Genomic DNA, 18,081 nt, shown 5'->3' with positions numbered 1-18,081 from the left:
CACCCGCCACAACCGCCCCCTCCACACCCTCTGGCTCGAATCCCAAGCTTGGTTCTGCGCCCACGAACTCGGCCGGCTGAGCGCTCGCTTCTTCGACGAGCACTGCATCCGCAAGCTCGACCCGGATCAGTTCCGCAACGTGCAGCTGCTGCGCTACGGGCAGTACCAGAAGACCACAATGGTCAGCGAGTCCGGAGCCTATACCTTGCTGGCGCATCACCATGTTCCGGAGAACCGCCATCTGCGCTGGTGGCTGACCCACGAGGTGGTGGCGGTGCTGCGTGATGGGCAGGTGGATGGAGAAGCGGATACGCCACGGCTGGGGCGGATGTGCTGGCCTGGAGGGTGAACGGCGACGTTGCTGTATTGGCAGAGTGAGCCCTGGATGAGAATGCGGGATATGCCGGTGGTGATGGCGGCTGAAGGTGACGAGAATGCACTTCTGGTTAAGCGCAGGATGAACTGGCGAGAGTGTGCTCAGCGAGCGCTCAGAATACACGGCGTCTAGCTGGGCTGCGCAGGTAATCCAAGAGCGGGCTTGCCCCTTCTAGCAAACGTCGCGTTGCCTGGCACCGGCTTCGCCGGTGTTCGCGGGCAAGCCCGCTCCCACAGGATTTGCGTATCGCTCACAGCCTGGCGATATCTGCGCCGTCCTCACTACTAACGAGGCCAGTTCCCGCAAGTACCTAGAGATCCCAGAGCAAACGGAGATCCTGTGGGAGCGGGCTTGCCCGCGAACACCGGCGGAGCCGGTGCCATTCACCACGCCGCTTGATGTGGGCAGTGGGTCACATACAACACCCGGACATGCAATCTCTCTTAATGATAAGACCTGCTATAGCAGTTTTTATCTATCATAAGCACTGCTATAGCAGGCCTTAAAAATGAATGTTTTTCCCAAGTTACTGTCCAGCCGGATGCCTGCATGGATGCGAGAGGTTGTCTGCGAAGCAAGCATCAGACAGGGAGGAGACAGGGAGAACAGCACGACGAATGAAGATCACTAAAGTCGCTGGGCCGCCTTCCGATAAACCTGATCGCGCTCGCGGCGATCAACGGCCACCACAAACACCACCACCTCTTGATCAATGACCTGATAGACCAAGCGGTAGCCACTGCTGCGAAGCTTTATCTTGTAGCAATCGGGCAACGAGCCAAGCCGATTGGCCTCCACCCGTGGGTTCAGCAGAATCTCGGCCAGCTTCTTCTTGAACTGCTGACGAACCGTATCAGCCAGCTTCTTCCATTCTTTCAACGCACGTGAATCGAAGTCGAGACTATAGGTCATCCAGTTGGACCCTCACGCGCTGCGGGGAGGCGAGTCGCTCTCTCACAATCGCGATCAGGTCTTCGTCTTCCTCAGTCATCAGCACGGGTCGAAAAGGTAGCTTGCCTCGTTCGGCCACATATTGCAGTGCCTGGCGCATGAGCTCGGACGGGGTTACGCCCAGCCGCTCTAGTTCCTGATAGGCGCGGGCTTTGAGCTCGTCATCGACGCGGATATTGATGGACGCCATGGGATGGCCCTCTTGGTAATGACATTCGTCATTACAATGCGCTTAACTTTGCCATTGCGCAACTGCTGTCCGTCTTTCAGAAATCCAGGAATGACCGGACTGCATGGCACCGGCTCCGCCGGTGTCCGCGGGGCAAGCCCGCTCCCACAGGGATCGCGCGCCGTTTTTTAGAAGTGAGCAAGACAGAATCTCCCACACTGCTCGGCGCTAGGCCGAGGTTGTACATGGCTAAAGCAGACAACGAAAAAAGGCGCCATCGGCGCCTTCATCGTATTAGTGAAACAGATCCGGACACCACTTCGGCTCTCGCCTCGGCCCGCCTTGCGCGAGCACCCTCTAGGGCTGGGGAACGCTCGATCTCATCCGGTCAGTCGTTCCGCAGTTGCATGGCGAAAAACAAGAGACCTCGCCCACGCCGACAGGAGGGGTACGGCACACTCAGTTGCCATGTGCCGGGACTGGACATGCCAGTCTACGTGGTCGAGGGCGAGGCCGCTTGGAAGTATAGAAACGCTTCTCACGCAATGCCAGCCAGGCTGGCTCGCCCCTCAGTGACCGACCGGCTCTACCTGATCGCCTGGCACCGGCTTTGCCGGTGTTCGCGGGGCAAGCCCGCTCTTACAAGCGTTGCTTCAGGCCGAGCTCGGCGGACAGCTTTGCCGTCACATCCTTCATGACCGGCACCAGCTCGCGCATCTTCTCTTCCGGCATGTACGGCACCGTACTCGCCACGCTGATCCCCGCCACGATCCGCCGGCTGGCATCGCGCACCGGCGCCGCCACACAGCGGATCGACGGTTCGTTGTCCTCCAGGTCGAAAGCGTACCCGCCGGCCACATACTCGACCATGCGCTGCTCGAACTGCGCCCAGGTCTGCTCGGTGTGGTGCGGCCAGAACGCGCTCTTGCCGCCCACCGGCAGGCTGGCTTCGTACAGGCGCTGCCATTCCGCCGGGCTGTCGTCGAGCATCAGCGCCTTGCCGATGCCGGTGCGTGCCAGCGGCATGCGGTGGCCGACCCGCGAGCGCATTTCCGGGCCGTTGCGCCCCGGGGTCTTGTGCAGGTACAGCACCTCGTCGCCTTCGCGGATCGCCAGGTGGATGGTATCGCCAGTCAGCGCCGACAGCTCATCCAGATAAGGACCGGCCAGGGTCACCAGCGGCAGCTCTTCGCGGGCCTGGAAACCCAGTTCGATCAGCTTGGGGCCGAGCAGATAACCGACCTGGGGCACCACGCGCAGGTAGCGCTCGTCCACCAGGCAGCTGACCAGCCGGTGGGTGGTGCTGCGGGTGGTGCCGATGTGCCGGGCGATGTCCTTGAGGTCGCGCGCGCCAGCGGCCACGGCCTGCACCACGGCCAGGCCGCGCAGCAGGGTCTGGGTGCCAGTGGGGGCGGTTTTTGCGGGGTCTTCCTGCATGTGCTGCCTTTATCGGTGAGCGAGGGGGCGGGCGACATTATGTTCGCCCGCAGGGCACGCCTACAACTCGATGCGCTCGACCTTGCCCACCAGCAGGATGTACGACAGCGCGCCGACCAGGGCCAGTGCCGCGATGTAAGTGATGGCCGGGGCGAAGGAGTCGCCACTGACAAGGAAGCCGATCACGATCGGGGTGACGATCGCCGACAGGTTGCCGATGAAATTGAACACCCCGCCGGTCAGCCCGAGCAGGCGCGCCGGGGCCAGGGTCGAGACCAGCGACCAGGTGATCGAAGCCAGGCCGTTGCCGAAGAACGCCAGGGCCAGGAAGGCGATCACCAGCGGGGTCGAGTCGACGAAGTTGGCGCCGATGATCGCGGTGGAGATCAGCAGGCCGCTGATGATCGGCAACTTGCGGGCAAAGCCCACGCTCGCCCCGCGGCGGATCAGCCAGTCGGAGAAAAAGCCCGAGCACAGCACGCCGACGAAGGCCGCGAGAAACGGCAGCGAGGCCAGCATGCCGGACTTGATGAAGTCCATGCCGCGGTACTTCACCAGGTAGGTCGGGAACCAGGTGAGGAAGAACCACAGCGTCGAGTTCAGGCAGAACTGGCCGAGGTAGATGCCCCACAGTTTGCGCTTGGTCAGCACGATGCCAAGGTCCGTCCAGCTGAACCTGGCCTTGACCTTGGCCTGCTCGGACTGGATGTCCACCAACCCGCCGCCCTCGCGGATCAGTTCGATTTCGGCCTCGTTGGCACCTTTGAAATCGCGCGGCTCGCGATACATGGCGTACCAGATCACGCCCCACAGAATGCCCACCGCACCGGTCACGATGAACACCATGTGCCAGCCGAATTCATGCTGCAGCCAGGCCAGCACCGGGGTCAGGAATGCCAGGCCGACGAACTGCCCGGAGGTGTAGAAGCCAATGGCGGTGGCGCGCTCACGCTCGGGGAACCAGGTGGTGACCACGCGGCTGTTGATCGGGTAGGCCGGCGCCTCCAGTGCGCCGACCGCCATGCGCAGCACGAACAGCGCGATGAAGCTGGCGGCAAAGCCGAGCAACACCGTGGCCAGCGACCACAGCACCAGCGCCACGGTATAGAGGATGCGCGGCGGCACGCGGTCGACCAGCCAGCCGCCGGGGATCTGCATGGCGGCGTAGGTCCAGCCGAACGCCGAGAACACCAGGCCGACATGGATCGGGTCGATACCCAGCTCGCGGGTCAGGGCGGGCGCGGCAATCGACAGGTTGCTGCGGTCCAGGTAGTTGATCACCACGGTGATGAACAGCAGCACCATGATGAAAAAGCGCTTGCGGCTGGGCGCCACCAGGGTGGCCTGCCCGGTGAGGGTGTGCGGGAGCATGAGAAGTGCCTCTTGTTATGGTTATCGAGGTCGTTCAACGCGGTTACCGAAGCACTATCACCACTCGGCGAAACTGCCATCGGCGTGCCGCCACACCGGGTTGCGCCAGCGATGGCCGACGGCGGCACGCTCGATGACGTATTCCTCGTTGATCTCGATGCCCAGGCCGGGGCCGTTGGGGATCTTCACCATGCCTTGCTCGTAGTCGAACACGCCGGGGTCGCGCACGTAGTCGAGCAGGTCGTTGCTCTCGTTGTAATGGATACCCAGGCTCTGCTCCTGGATGAAGGCGTTGTAGCAGGCGGCGTCGAGCTGCAGGCAGGCCGCCAGGGCAATCGGGCCCAGCGGGCAATGCAGCGCCAGCGCGACGTCGTAGGCCTCGGCCATGTTGGCGATCTTGCGGGTTTCGGTGATGCCACCCGCGTGGGAGGCGTCGGGCTGGATGATGTCGACATAGCCTTCGCTGAGCACGCGCTTGAAATCCCAGCGCGAGAACAGCCGCTCGCCCAGGGCGATCGGTGTGCTGGTCAGCGGCGCCAGCTCTTTCAGCGCTTCGTAGTTTTCGCTGAGTACCGGCTCTTCGATGAACATCAGTTTGTACGGGTCGAGTTCCTTCATCAGCACCTTGGCCATGGGCTTGTGCACCCGGCCATGGAAGTCGACACCGATGCCGACATTCGGTCCCACCGCATCGCGCACGGCGGCCACGTTGGCGAGCGCCTGGTCGACTTTGTCGAAGGTGTCGAGGAACTGCAGCTCTTGCGTGCCGTTCATCTTCACGGCGGTGAAACCGCGGGCCACGGCCTCTTTCGCCGCACGTGCAGTGTCGGCCGGGCGGTCGCCACCGATCCACGAGTACACGCGGATCTTGTCGCGCACCTGGCCGCCGAGCAGGTCGCTGACCGACACGCCCAGCGCCTTGCCCTTGATGTCCCACAGGGCTTGGTCGATACCGGCCAGGGCGCTCATGTGGATGGCGCCGCCGCGGTAGAAGCCGCCGCGGTAGAGCACGGTCCAGATGTCTTCGATGTTGCGTGGGTCCTTGCCGATCAGGTAGTCGGAAAGCTCTTCGACGGCAGCGGCCACCGTGTGGGCGCGGCCTTCGACCACCGGTTCGCCCCAGCCGGTGACGCCCTGATCGGTCTCGACCTTGAGGAAGCACCAGCGCGGCGGAACGATGAAGGTGGTCAGCTTGGTAATTTTCATCTGCTTGTCTCTCTTGTTGGGATGCAGCGCAGGGATGGATCAGCGCAAGGCTTGCCAGGCGGTCACGTAAGCCTTGGCAGCGGCCGCGACCTGCTCAGGCGTCATGCCCGGCTTGTACAGGCCGGAGCCGAGGCCGAAGCCCCGGGCGCCAGCGTCGAAGAATTGCCGCAGGTTGCCCGGGGTGATGCCGCCGACCGGCGCCAGCAGGGTGCCGGCGGGCAATACGGCCAGCCAGGCCTTGACCACCGCCGGGCCCATCTGCTCGGCCGGGAACAGCTTGAGCACGTCGGCCCCCTCGGCCAGGGCGGCGAACGCTTCGGTGGGTGTGGCGACACCCGGCGCCAGGTACAGCCCCGCCGCCTTGGCCGCACGCAGCACCTGCGGATCGCTATGCGGCATGACGATCAATTGCCCGCCCGCCTCTTTCACCTGGGTCACCTGCACCGGTGTCAGTACGGTGCCTGCGCCGATCAGGCAATCGGCGGGCAGGCAACTGCGCAGGATGCGGATGCTTTGGAAAGGTTCGGGGGAATTGAGCGGCACCTCGATCACGCGGAAACCGGCGCCATAGAGGACGTCCCCCATCGCGGCGGCTTCATGCGGTTGCAAACCGCGCAGGATCGCAATCAGGCCATTCTGTGCCAGTGCTTGTTCGAGCATGTCGAGCTCCTTCAGGATCAGTGGATGAGGCCGGCGGCAAGCGCCAGCTGCCACAAGCCGCGCTCGGTGGCCTGTTCGGCAACGCCCACGTGGCTGAAGCCGCACGCCTGCAGGGCGCGGCCATAACGGATGCAAAGCGGGCCGTTGCCGATCAGCAAAATCGCTGGCAGGTGCACGCTGTTGCGTCGCTGACGTTGCACCTTGGCCAGGGCTGACAGCTCATGGCCGATCAGCAGGCCGGAGAGGTAATCGGCCTGGGCGCTGGCACTCAGTTCACCGGTCAGGCCCAGGCTGCGGGCGCTGAACACGGTGGACAGCGGGCCGATCTCGCCGTCGCTGGAGAGCGCAACCTGCACGCCGTGGTCGAAAGCCGCTGCATCGAATGCTGCGCCGCGCTGCTGCGTGCGGCCGAGGATGCTGTGCTCGCTGAGCACGGCGAATACTTCGCCGGTCATGAAGGTGTCGAACTGGACGATGCAGCCCTCGACAACCTGCACCCACTTCGAATGGCTGCCGGGCAGGCCGATCAGCAGGTCATCCGTGGTCACGCTGGGCAGTGCGCCAAGCACCTGGGTCTCTTCGCCACGCATGACGTTGGGCAGGCGAGAACGCTGGATCACGCCGGGCACGATGTGCACGTCGACACCGCGCAGGCTGCGTACCGTTTGCAGGGAGGCGCCGAGGCTGGCGACGTTGGCCGGGGTGTCGCGGTAGGCCGCTTCGCGCCAGCCCTGGGCACTGCCGACCATGCCGCAGGCGATGACCGGCAGGCCGGGCTCGACGTCGAGCCAGTCGCCACAGGCCTCATCGAAGGCCAGTTCGAAACCGTCGCTGCAGAGTTGGCCGTTGATCAGGCGTGGGGCCTTGGGCAGTTGCATGACGCCGCTGGGCAGCGCGCGCACCTGCAGCACCTGGCCGTTGGCGGCGAGTTTGTAAGCACGAAGGGAGGTGGTTCCCCAGTCGAGCGCGATCAATTGCGCCTGCATCGCTTCACCTGTTCTGTTTTTGGCAGTGAGTGAGGGCGACTATAAACCTGGAGAACTGGAAATTCCAATATGTAAAATGTTATCCCATATATAGGGATTTTATTGAATTGACGATGATACAGGGCCAATTCGCGGGTAAACCCGCTCCCACAGGGATCTGCACTGCCATGGGAGGGAGATGCAGTACCTGTGGGAGCGGGTTTACCCGCGAATGGATCTCGAAGGGTTATTCAGGCAAGGCAAACGCCATCACATAGTCCCCTTGCCTGGTCCCCAGCGAGCCATGCCCGCCGGCCATCACCAGCACATACTGGCGCCCGTCCTTGCCGGTGTAGGTCATCGGTGTGGTCTGCGCCCCTGCCGGCAACCGCCCTTCCCAGAGCACCTTGCCATCGCGTACGTCATAGGCACGCAGGTACTGGTCGAGGGTGCCGCTGAGGAACGCCAGGCCGCTGGCGGTGGTGAAGGCCCCGCCCAGGCTCGGTACGCCCATGGTCAGCGGGATCGGTACTGGCGAGCTGTCCCGCACAGTGCCGTTCTTGTGCTTCCAGATCACCTTGTGCGTGGTCAGGTCCACGGCCGCCACATAGCCCCATGACGGTGCCTGGCACGGCAGCCCCATCGGCGACAGGAAAGCGCTCATGATCACACCATACGGCGCCCCCTTGTTCGGCTGAATGCCTTCGGTCTCGCTCTTGCGCGCCGGCTGCCCGGCAATCTTGGACGCTGGCACCAGCTGTGACTTGAAGGCCATGTAGCTGGGGTTGACGAAGGCGATCTGGCGCACCGGGTCGACGGCAATGCCACCCCAGTCGAACACCCCGAAGTTGCCCGGATACACCAGCGAGCCCTGCAGCGACGGCGGGGTGTAGATGCCTTCATAGCGCAGCGAACGGAAGTCGATGCGGCAAAGCATCTGGTCGAACGGCGTCACGCCCCACATGTCGCGCTCGTGCAGGGTCGGCGGCATGAAGTTGAGTTCGGACATCGGCTGGGTCGGCGAGGTGTGGTCGCCTTCCACCGCGCCTTGCGGCACTGGCGTTTCGTGAATCGGCACCAGCGGCTGGCCATTGCTGCGGTCGAGCACGTAGATGCTGCCCTGCTTGGTCGACGCCATGACCGCAGGCTTCACCCCTTCGGCAGTCTTTATGTCGATCAGGCTCGGCTGGCCGCCGACGTCCATGTCCCACAGGTCGTGGTGGGTGAACTGGTAGTTCCAGCGCACCTTGCCGGTGGCGATGTCCAGGGCCACCAGGCCGGCACTGAACTTCTCGGCCTCCGGCGTGCGGTTGCCCCCCCACTGGTCGGGCATCTGGTTGCCCATGGGCAGGTACAGCAGGCCAAGCTTTTCGTCGGCGCTGATCACCGACCACACGTTCGGCGAGTTGCGGGTGTAGAACTCGCCGTCGGCGATTGGCGTGGTGGCGTCGGGCTTGCCGCTGTCCCAGTTCCATACCAGCTTGCCGGTAATCGCGTCGTAGGCGCGCACCACACCGGACGGCTCGTCGGTGGAGACGTTGTCGGTGACATGGCCGCCGAGCACCAGCAGGCCACCGGCCACGGTGGGTGGCGAGGTGGAGTAGTAGCCACCGGGGGCGAAGCTGCCGATATTGCGGGTCAGGTCGATCTGGCCATGGTCGCCAAAGCCTTCGCACTGCTTGCCGGTGTCGGCATCCAGGGCGATCAGGCGGGTGTCGGCGGTAGGCACATAGACGCGCTTGGCACAGGCTTGCCCGTCAACCGGGCTGGCCTGCGACCTGGCCGTGTCGTAGTAGGCTACGCCGCGGCAGGTCATGTGCGCCCAACCCTTGAAGTTGGCGGCGTTCTGGGTACTGAGCTTGGGGTCGAAGCGCCAGAGTTCCTTGCCGCTGTCCGGGTCCAGGGCGATCACCTGACTGTGCGGGGTGCACACGTAGAGCTTGCCGTTGACCTTGAGCGGGGTGTTTTCCGCCGTTGTCTCGCCCGGGTCATTGGGACCGGGGATGTCGCCGGTGCGGTAGGTCCAGGCCAGCTTGAGCTTGCCGACGTTCTCCGGGGTGATTTGCTTGAGTGGCGAATAGCGGTCGCCAAATTCAGTGCGGCCATAGGATTGCCAATCCCCCTCAGGCATTTGCGGTGCGGCACTGGTGGTGCCTGCGGTTTCCCGGTCGAGGCGGCCGACGAGGGTATTGGGGCTGGTGAACTGGCTGGCCAAGGCCATAAGCCCGGCCACAACCACCGCCAGACCCAGCACGCCATTGCCCAGCAGGTAAGGCTGACCGAGGGTCAGCGGCCTGCGCAGCCAAGGCAACAGCAAGACCAGGCCAAGGACGAACCAGAGCGCCAGGCGTGGTACCAGTTGCCACCAGTCCAGGCCTACCTCCATGACTGACCACAGCGTGCTCAGCAGCAACACGATGCCATATACGCTCAGCGCCTCGCGCCGCACGGCCAGCAGCAAACCAGCGGTGATCAGCAAGCCGATGCCGGCCAACAGGTAGTACAGCGAGCCGCCGAGGCCCATCAGCTTGATGCCACCGGCCACCAGGGCCAGGCCCATCAGCAGAAAGAGCACGCCTAGCAGCCTGGGCAGCAAGGGTGAGGGTTGCGAAGCACGGGTTGTGCTCATGGGTGAATTCTCCGTTTCCATTGGACTGAATCGATTAGCCCTTCAGCAGCGAAGAATAGTATTACGAAATGATTCTGCGACTAACCGTCGCGGCAAAGTCACTCCGTTGCCGCAAATGCAACAATATTCGCCCACGTCATAGTATGACCATAGCGTTATCTGCACCTCGATCTAGAGCGCTCGCTGGCGATGTTTCACTTGACTGCGCTAATTCATTGCGATTTTCGACGTTGACAGTGGATTTCCCGCTTGATAAAAAACGCCGAAGTTGTACGACAACACATAACAAAAACAACAGCGGACCCACCCCATGTCGAAAATCTGCCAGACATCCCTTCCCTGTGCGCTACTCGGCGCCAGCCTGCTCGGCGGCATGCCGGGCATCAGCCTCGCGCAGGGCTTCGTCGAAGACAGCAAGGCCGTGTTGGGCCTGCGTAACTTCTACATCAACCGTAACTTCACCAACCCCGGCAATCCACAGAGCAAAGCTGAAGAATGGACCCAAAGCTTCATTCTCGACGCCCGTTCCGGCTTCACCGAGGGGCCGGTGGGGTTTGGCGCGGATGTGCTGGGGCTGTGGTCGCTGAAGCTCGATGGCGGTGGCGGCACCTACGGCACGGCGCTACTGCCACGCCATGACGATGGCAAGCCGGCGGATGACTACGGGCGCCTGGCAGTAGCGGGCAAAGCGCGTATTTCCAAGACCGAACTGAAGATCGGCGAGTGGATGCCGGTGCTGCCGATTTTGCGCTCTGACGATGGTCGCTCACTGCCGCAGACCTTCCGCGGCGGCCAGGTAACCTCCAGCGAAATTGCCGGGCTGACCCTGTATGGCGGCCAGTTCCGCGGCAACAGCCCGCGCAACGATGCGAGCATGGAAGACATGAGCTACGGCGCCGGCGTATCGGACCGCTTCAACTTTGTCGGTGGCGAATACACGTTCAACCAGAACCGCACCCTGGTCGGGCTATGGAACGCGGTGCTCAAGGACGTCTACGCGCAGCAATACCTGCAACTGAGCCACAGCCAGGCGCTGGGCGGCTGGACCCTCGGCGCCAACCTGGGCTACTTCCGCGGTGGCGAGGACGGCTCGGAACGTGCCGGCAAGCTGGACAACAAGACCTATTCGGGGATGTTCTCGGCCAGATACGGCGGCAACACCTTCTGGATCGGGCTGCAGAAAGTCGATGGCGATACCTGGATGCGGGTCAATGGCACCAGCGGCGGGACCTTGGCCAACGACAGCTACAACTCCAGCTTCGACAATGCCGAAGAGCGCTCGTGGCAGGTGCGCCATGACTTCAACTTCGTGACGCTCGGGGTGCCCGGGCTGACCTTGATGAACCGCTATATCAGTGGCCGCGACGTGCACACCGGGTCGGTGACCGATGGCAAGGAATGGGTCCGCGAGTCGGAACTGGCCTATGTGATCCAGAGCGGGCCGTTCAAGGATTTGAGTGTGAAATGGCGCAACTCGAGCATTCGTCGCGACTACAGCAACAACGAATTCGATGAGAACCGGTTGATCTTCAACTATCCACTGTCGCTGCTGTGATCGCATGGCACGGGCTTCGCCCGTGTTCGCGGCTAAAGCCGCTCCTACAGAGACCGCGCGACACCTGAAGGCAACGCTGTTCCTGTAGCGGCTAAAGCCGCGCCTACAGGGACCGCGCGACACCTGAAGGCAACTGTTCCTGTAGGAGCGGCTTTAGCCGCGATGAGGCCTCAGAATCCCAGGCAAACATCATTGACAACCTCGGGAAGCGCTGCCGATAATCAGCCTAGTCATACGACAACTTACAACAATCACAAGTAGAGCCGCCATGACCACCACCCCCTTCAAGCGCCTGCTGCTCACCGGAGCCGCAGGCGGCCTGGGCAAGGTGCTTCGCCAACGCCTCACCGGCTTCGCCGAAGTCCTGCGCCTTTCCGATATCGCGCCGATGGCCCCTGCCACTGGCCCCCATGAAGAAGTCGTCCCTTGCGACTTGGCCGACAAGGCCGCGGTTCATGCCCTGGTCGAAGGCGTCGACGCTATCGTCCACTTCGGGGGCGTGTCCACCGAGCACGCCTTCGAGGACATCCTCGGCCCCAATATCTGCGGTGTTTTCCACATCTACGAAGCCGCACGCAAGCACGGGGTCAAGCGCATCATCTTCGCCAGCTCCAACCATGTGATTGGCTTCTATCGTCAGGACCAGACGATCGACGCCCATGCCCTGCGCCGCCCCGACAGCTACTACGGCCTGTCCAAGTGCTACGGCGAGGATGTCGCCAGCTTCTACTACGACCGCTACGGCATCGAGACCGTCAGCATCCGCATCGGCTCCTCGTTCGACGAGCCACAGAATTTACGCATGCTCAGCACCTGGCTGAGCTACGACGACCTCACCCAGCTGATCAAGCGCGGCCTGTTCACCGCCGATGTCGGCCACACCGTGGTCTACGGCGCCTCAGACAACCGCACCGTCTGGTGGGACAACCGCCATGCTGCGCACCTGGGCTACCAACCCAAGGACACCTCGGAAGTGTTCCGCGCCGCAGTCGAGGCCAAACCAGCGCCCGCCGCCGACGACCCGAGCATGGTCTACCAGGGTGGCGCCTTCGTCGCTGCCGGCCCGTTCAGCTGACACCCCCCTGCCAGGAGGCTCCAGCATGCACTGCGAACTGATCGTCGACGCCCGCAATGGCACCGGTGAAAGCCCTGTATGGCACCCCGGCGAACAGGCCCTGTATTGGGTCGATATCCCGTCCCGTCAGTTGCACCGCTGGCAGGACGGCGCCCATCAGGTCTGGCAGGGTGACGAGATGCTCGCCTGTATCGCCCGCACCGAACGGGGCTGGGTCGCTGGCATGGAAAGCGGCATCTTCCAGCTGCAGGCCCAGGCCGACGGCCGCCTCGACAGCCACCGGTTCGCCGCAGTCGAACACCCGCAACACGGCATGCGTTTCAACGATGGCCGCTGCGACCGCCAGGGCCGGTTCTGGGCCGGCAGCATGTTGATGGACATGCAGCAAGGCGCCCATGTCGGCACGCTGTACCGGCTCGATGGCGAGGGCCGGTTGCACCAGCAGCTCAAGGACATGATCGTGCCCAACGGCCTGGCCTTCAGCCCGGACGGCACGCGCATGTACCTGTCCGACTCGCATCCCGACGTGCAGAAGATCTGGACGTTCGACTACGACACCGACAGCGGCACCCCGCACAACCAGCGGCTGTTCGTCGACATGCGCGCCTTCCCCGGCCGCCCCGACGGCGCCGCCATCGATGCCGACGGCTGCTACTGGATCTGCGGCAACGACGCCGGGCAGATCCACCGGTTCACCCCCGACGGGCGGCTCGACCGCTCGCTCAGCGTGCCGGTAAAAAAACCGGCGATGTGCGCCTTCGGCGGGGCCAACCTCGACACCCTGTTCGTCACCTCGATCCGCCCTGCAGGCAGTGACCTCAGCGACCAGCCCCTGGCCGGTGGCGTATTTGCCCTGCGCCCCGGCGTCCAAGGCCTGGAGGAACCTGCCTGGCGCGGCTGAGCGCGGCCCATGCAACACCGCAGCACCCGACACTCGCGCGCGAAACCAGATAATAAAAACCACGGAGTTTCACCATGACCTTCAAACGCAAGCTGCTTCTTGCCGTACTCCCATTCGCGTTCAGCCTGTCACTGCCGGCCTCGGCACTCGACATCAAGTTCGCCGAGATCCACCCGGCCGGCTACCCGACCGTGGTCGCCGAACAGAACATGGGCAAGAAGCTCGAACAGGCCAGCAATGGCGAAATCACCTTCAAGATGTTCGCCGGCGGCGTGCTGGGTTCGGAAAAGGAAGTGATCGAGCAGGCGCAGATCGGTGCCGTGCAGATGACCCGCGTCAGCCTCGGTATCGTCGGCCCGGTGGTGCCGGACGTGAACGTGTTCAACATGCCGTTCGTGTTCCGTGACCATGAGCACATGCGCAAGATCATCGACGGTGAAATCGGCCAGGAGATCCTCGACAAGATCACCAACTCCGAATTCAACCTGGTGGCCCTGGCCTGGATGGATGGCGGCTCACGCAGCCTCTACACCAAGAAGCCGGTGCGCAGCCTCGAAGACCTCAAGGGCATGAAAATCCGCGTGCAGGGCAACCCGCTGTTCATCGACATGATGAACGCCATGGGTGGCAATGGCATCGCCATGGACACCGGCGAAATCTTCAGCGCGCTGCAGACCGGGGTGATCGACGGCGCCGAGAACAACCCGCCGACCCTGCTCGAACACAACCACTACCAGAGCGCCAAGTACTTTACCCTGACCAATCACCTGATCCTGCCGGAGCCGGTGGTGATGTCCAAGACCACCTGGAACAGGCTCACGCCTGAGCAGCAGGTGCTGGTGAAGAAGGTTGCCCGTGAAGCGCAGATGGAAGAACGCGCACTGTGGGACGCCAAGTCCGCCGCCAGCGAAGAGAAGCTCAAGGCCGCCGGTGTCGAGTTCATCGCCGTCGACACCAAGCCGTTCTACGACGCCACCGCCCCGGTGCGCGAGAAGTACGGTGCGCAATATGCCGACCTGATGAAGCGTATCGACGCGGTCCAGTAACCCCGGCCCTCCTCCCAAGATGACCTCGGCAGTGCGACGCCCGTCGCCCTGCCGCTCTGGTGATGCCTATGAAAATGCTTTTCCTGAGCGTCAACGACACGCTGTACCGCACCTGCATCTGGATCGCCGGCCTGTCGATCCTGACCATGTCGCTGATCATCCCGTGGGGCATCTTTGCCCGCTACGTGCTGGGTACCGGGTCCAGCTGGCCGGAGCCGGTGTCGATCCTGCTGATGGTGCTGTTCACCTTCATCGGCGCCGCGGCCAGCTACCGCGCCGGCGCGCACATGGCGGTGGCGATGATCACCGACCGCCTGCCGCAACCGCTGCGTCGGCTGGTGGCGGTGTTCACTCAACTGTTGATGGTGGGGGTCTGCGTGTTCATGACCTGGTACGGCTACAAGCTGTGCGTCACCACCTGGAACCAGTACATGGCCTCGCTGCCCGGCGTGCGGGTGGGCATGAGCTACGCGCCGATCCCGGTCGGCGGCGTGCTGACGCTGATCTTCGTGCTGGAGAAACTTCTGCTGGGCGACCAGAGCCAGCGCAAGGTGGTGCGCTTCGACCTGGTTGAAGAACACGAGGGGGCGGCGTAAATGGATGCGTTCATTCTGTTGGGCAGTTTCATCGCGCTGATCCTGCTGGGCATGCCGGTGGCCTACGCCCTGGGCCTGTCGGCACTGATCGGCGCCTGGTACATCGACATCCCGTTGCAGGCGATGATGATCCAGGTCGCCAGTGGTGTTAACAAGTTTTCGCTGCTGGCCATTCCATTCTTCGTACTGGCCGGTGCGATCATGGCCGAAGGCGGCATGTCACGGCGCCTGGTAGCGTTCGCCGGGGTGCTGGTGGGCTTCGTGCGCGGGGGACTTTCGTTGGTGAACATCACCGCGTCGACCTTCTTCGGAGCCATCTCCGGCTCGTCGGTGGCGGATACCGCATCGGTGGGCTCGGTGCTGATCCCGGAAATGGAGCGCAAGGGCTACCCGCGTGAATTCTCCACAGCCGTGACCGTGAGCGGCTCGGTGCAGGCGCTGCTGACGCCGCCGAGCCACAACTCGGTGCTGTACTCGCTGGCAGCTGGGGGAACGGTGTCGATCGCTTCGCTGTTCATGGCCGGGGTGATGCCCGGGCTGCTGCTGAGCGCAGTGATGATGGGCCTGTGCCTGATCTTCGCCAAGAAGCGCAACTACCCCAAGGGCGAGGTGATCCCGCTGCGCCAGGCGCTGAAGATTGCCGGTGAAGCCCTGTGGGGCCTGATGGCCATGGTGATCATCCTTGGCGGCATCCTGTCGGGCGTGTTCACCGCGACCGAGTCGGCTGCGGTGGCGGTGGTGTGGTCGTTCTTCGTGACCATGTTCATCTATCGCGACTACAAGTGGCGCGACCTGCCCAAGCTGATGCACCGCACAGTACGCACCATCTCGATCGTGATGATCCTGATCGGCTTCGCCGCGAGCTTCGGCTATGTGATGACCCTGATGCAGATCCCGTCGAAGATCACCACGGCGTTCCTGACCCTGTCGGATAACCGCTACGTGATCCTGATGTGCATCAACTTCATGCTCCTGCTGCTGGGCACGGTGATGGACATGGCACCGCTGATCATGATCCTCACGCCGATCCTGCTGCCGGTGATTACCGGTATCGGCGTGGACCCGGTGCACTTCGGCATGATCATGCTGGTCAACCTGGGGATCGGGCTAATCACTCCGCCGGTGGGTGCGGTGCTGTTCGTCGGGTCAGCGATTGGCAAGGTCAGCATCGAGGCCACGGTGAAGGCGTTGCTGCCGTTTTACCTGGCGTTGTTCCTGGTGCTGATGGCGGTGACCTACATTCCGGCCATCTCGCTGTGGCTGCCGAGCGTCGTCCTGTAGTTCCAGTCACCGGGGCCGCTTTGCGGCCCCGGGCTCTCATGCAAACGGATCGTGCACATGGCTGTCTCTTCTTCTGCTGCACCGCTCTTTCCCCGTAACCTCGCCATCGCCCTTCTGGCCCTGCTGGCCTGCTCGTTCGCCGGCAACCACATCGCCGCCCGCATCGCCTTCGACAACGACACCGGGGTGCTGCTGGCCATTCTCTGCCGCTCGGGTATCACGTTCCTGGTGCTGGCCAGCCTGGTGCTGTGGCAACGCCAGCCGCTCGGCCTGCCTGCCGGCACACGGCGCTGGCAAGTGCTGTTGGGCCTGCTGATTGCAACCCAGAGCCTCTGCCTGTATTCGGCAGTGGCGCGCATTCCGGTGGCCCTGGCGCTGCTGGTGGGCAATACCTTTCCCATGCTCCTGGCGTTGCTGACCTGGGCACTGGGGGGGACCCGCCCGGGTAGACGCACGCTGTTGTTCATGGGGCTGATCCTGTGTGGCCTGGTACTGGCGCTGGATGTACCGGCACGGCTGGCCGACGGTGGCGATGCCAGTCCACACTGGAGCCTGGGTGTGGGCTTGGCGTTCTGCGCCGCCTGCGTGTTTGCCTGCGCCCTGTGGATCACCGACCACAAGCTGGCCACCGTACGCGGCCCGGTGCGCAGCCTGCTGACTTTGCTGATCGTGTTCACCAGCATGCTGGCCGCGGGTATCAGCGGCGTGATGCCTGCCGGCTTGTCGCTGCCGGGCAGCACCACCGGCTGGGTGGCACTGGCCAGCCTGTTAGTGCTGTATGGCGTGGCCTTCACCTTGCTGTTCGTCTGTGTGCCGAGGCTGAACATGGCGCAGAACGCTCCGGTGATGAACGTAGAGCCCATCGCTACCCTGTTGTTGGGCTGGGCGTTGCTCGGCCAGCAACTCAGTGGCTTGCAATTGATTGGCGGTGCCGTGGTGGTGTGCGGCATCGTCCTGCTGACCTACCGGAGGCCCTGATGAGCGTCCCCCTGCTGCACCTGCAAGACCCGCTGACCCGCCTGAGCATCGCCCCTGAGCTGGGCGCCAGCCTGGTCAACTGGCAGGCCAGCGCCACCGGCCAGGCGTTGCTGCGTCCTGCCGACGCGGCCGCCCTGGCCAGCGGCAGCCCGCGGCGCCTGGGCTGCTACCCCTTGGTCCCCTGGTCCAACCGTATCGCCGAGGGCGGCTTCCAGCGTCCCGATGGCTGGCTGGCCCTGGCACCGAACACCGGGCACGATCCCTACCCGATCCACGGCAGTGCCTGGCAGCAGCCCTGGCAGGTGGCGCAGCACAGCGAGCACCACGCCCGTCTGAGCCTCGACAGCACACTACCGTTTGCCTACCGGGCGACACTGGATGTGCACCTGCAAGAGGGCTGCCTTGCCATCGACCTGCAGGCCACGCATCTGGATTCGGCGGCTAGCTGGTATGGCCTCGGGCTGCATCCTTACTTTCCACGCCATCCTGATACGCGATTGCAGGCGCAGGCGCGCTCCGTTTGGCTGGCGGAGAACGGTGCGTTGCCGTCACGGCAAGCCGCGGTACCTGATCACTGGAACTTCGCCCGCGCACGGACGCTGCCAGCCACGGTGGTGGACCATGCCTTCAGCGAATGGCCCGGCCACTGCGTGATCGAGCAGCCGGGCGCGGGGTATCGGCTGCTATGCAGCGCCAGCGGCGCAGATCATTTTCTGTTGTTCTGCCCGTACGAGCAGCCATTCTTCTGCTTCGAGCCAGTGAGCCACCCGATCAATGCCCATCACTTGCCAGGGCGACCAGGATTGAGACTGTTGCAGCAGGGGGAATCGATCAGCCTGGGATTGAGGATGCACTATCAGCCAATGTGACTGGCCGGGATTGGGG

The 18,081-nt window shown here is 63.6% G+C and carries 17 protein-coding genes; 9 read left to right on the top strand and 8 right to left on the bottom strand.

Features of this window, described 5'->3' with window-relative positions; translation table 11 throughout:
- Positions 1-349 (top strand): BRO-N domain-containing protein (locus L6D64_RS27180; RefSeq protein WP_236192629.1); only part of this gene is annotated, 349 nt, incomplete at its 5' end.
- 654 nt (positions 350-1,003) lie between these two features.
- Here the strand turns inward: L6D64_RS27180 and L6D64_RS27175 are convergent.
- The 8 genes from L6D64_RS27175 to L6D64_RS27140 all read right to left on the bottom strand — a co-directional run bounded on the left by L6D64_RS27175 (position 1,004) and on the right by L6D64_RS27140 (position 9,764).
- The gene (locus L6D64_RS27175) at positions 1,004-1,288 is read right to left on the bottom strand and encodes a type II toxin-antitoxin system RelE family toxin (protein ID WP_176509791.1); all 285 of its coding nucleotides are present in this window, start codon (positions 1,286-1,288) and stop codon (positions 1,004-1,006) included.
- On the bottom strand, positions 1,278-1,517 hold the full coding sequence (locus tag L6D64_RS27170; protein WP_103449480.1) for a type II toxin-antitoxin system RelB/DinJ family antitoxin: 240 nt from the start codon (positions 1,515-1,517) through the stop codon (positions 1,278-1,280). The genes L6D64_RS27175 and L6D64_RS27170 overlap by 11 nt, the downstream gene beginning before the upstream one ends.
- Before the next feature lie 618 nt (positions 1,518-2,135).
- Complete coding sequence (locus L6D64_RS27165; RefSeq protein ID WP_176509792.1) at positions 2,136-2,933, bottom strand: IclR family transcriptional regulator; 798 nt, start codon at positions 2,931-2,933, stop codon at positions 2,136-2,138.
- Between the two features lie 60 nt (positions 2,934-2,993).
- Entirely contained in the window at positions 2,994-4,304 is a 1,311-nt protein-coding gene (locus L6D64_RS27160; RefSeq protein WP_176509793.1) for an MFS transporter, read from the bottom strand.
- Positions 4,305-4,361: 57 nt separating this feature from the next.
- On the bottom strand, positions 4,362-5,510 hold the full coding sequence (dgoD, locus tag L6D64_RS27155) for a galactonate dehydratase (protein ID WP_176509794.1): 1,149 nt from the start codon (positions 5,508-5,510) through the stop codon (positions 4,362-4,364).
- 39 nt (positions 5,511-5,549) lie between these two features.
- Complete coding sequence (locus L6D64_RS27150) at positions 5,550-6,170, bottom strand: 2-dehydro-3-deoxy-6-phosphogalactonate aldolase (protein ID WP_176509795.1); 621 nt, start codon at positions 6,168-6,170, stop codon at positions 5,550-5,552.
- A 17-nt stretch (positions 6,171-6,187) separates the two neighbouring features.
- The gene (locus L6D64_RS27145; RefSeq protein WP_176509796.1) at positions 6,188-7,156 is read right to left on the bottom strand and encodes a 2-dehydro-3-deoxygalactonokinase; all 969 of its coding nucleotides are present in this window, start codon (positions 7,154-7,156) and stop codon (positions 6,188-6,190) included.
- 226 nt (positions 7,157-7,382) lie between these two features.
- The gene (locus L6D64_RS27140; protein ID WP_176509797.1) at positions 7,383-9,764 is read right to left on the bottom strand and encodes a glucose/quinate/shikimate family membrane-bound PQQ-dependent dehydrogenase; all 2,382 of its coding nucleotides are present in this window, start codon (positions 9,762-9,764) and stop codon (positions 7,383-7,385) included.
- 310 nt (positions 9,765-10,074) lie between these two features.
- Between L6D64_RS27140 and L6D64_RS27135 the strand changes: the two genes are divergently transcribed.
- The 8 genes from L6D64_RS27135 (at position 10,075) to L6D64_RS27100 (ending at position 18,065) form a co-directional block, all read left to right on the top strand.
- Positions 10,075-11,319 carry an OprD family porin gene (locus tag L6D64_RS27135; RefSeq protein ID WP_176509798.1) on the top strand — a complete coding sequence of 415 codons (1,245 nt, stop codon included), beginning with the start codon at positions 10,075-10,077 and terminating at the stop codon, positions 11,317-11,319.
- A 268-nt stretch (positions 11,320-11,587) separates the two neighbouring features.
- Positions 11,588-12,394: an NAD-dependent epimerase/dehydratase family protein gene (locus L6D64_RS27130; RefSeq protein ID WP_176509799.1), complete on the top strand. Its 807-nt coding sequence runs from the start codon at positions 11,588-11,590 to the stop codon at positions 12,392-12,394.
- A gap of 25 nt (positions 12,395-12,419) precedes the next feature.
- Entirely contained in the window at positions 12,420-13,295 is an 876-nt protein-coding gene (locus L6D64_RS27125; RefSeq protein WP_176509800.1) for a glucurono-1,5-lactonase, read from the top strand.
- Positions 13,296-13,369: 74 nt separating this feature from the next.
- Positions 13,370-14,341, top strand: a complete 972-nt coding sequence (locus L6D64_RS27120; RefSeq protein ID WP_176509801.1) for a TRAP transporter substrate-binding protein — start codon at positions 13,370-13,372, stop codon at positions 14,339-14,341.
- A 68-nt stretch (positions 14,342-14,409) separates the two neighbouring features.
- Positions 14,410-14,937 carry a TRAP transporter small permease gene (locus tag L6D64_RS27115; RefSeq protein ID WP_176509802.1) on the top strand — a complete coding sequence of 176 codons (528 nt, stop codon included), beginning with the start codon at positions 14,410-14,412 and terminating at the stop codon, positions 14,935-14,937.
- Positions 14,938-16,218 carry a TRAP transporter large permease gene (locus tag L6D64_RS27110; protein ID WP_176509803.1) on the top strand — a complete coding sequence of 427 codons (1,281 nt, stop codon included), beginning with the start codon at positions 14,938-14,940 and terminating at the stop codon, positions 16,216-16,218.
- Positions 16,219-16,275: 57 nt separating this feature from the next.
- On the top strand, positions 16,276-17,196 hold the full coding sequence (locus L6D64_RS27105; RefSeq protein WP_176509804.1) for an EamA family transporter: 921 nt from the start codon (positions 16,276-16,278) through the stop codon (positions 17,194-17,196).
- On the top strand, positions 17,196-18,065 hold the full coding sequence (locus L6D64_RS27100) for an aldose 1-epimerase (protein ID WP_176509805.1): 870 nt from the start codon (positions 17,196-17,198) through the stop codon (positions 18,063-18,065). Before L6D64_RS27105 ends, L6D64_RS27100 begins: the two co-directional genes overlap by 1 nt.
- The last annotated feature ends 16 nt before the right edge of the window (positions 18,066-18,081 follow it).

The organism is Pseudomonas urethralis (assembly GCF_021602465.1).
Classification (GTDB): domain Bacteria; phylum Pseudomonadota; class Gammaproteobacteria; order Pseudomonadales; family Pseudomonadaceae; genus Aquipseudomonas; species Aquipseudomonas vlassakiae.
Note: the sequence above shows the minus strand (reverse complement) of the source record. Positions and strands in the feature narration are given on the sequence as shown.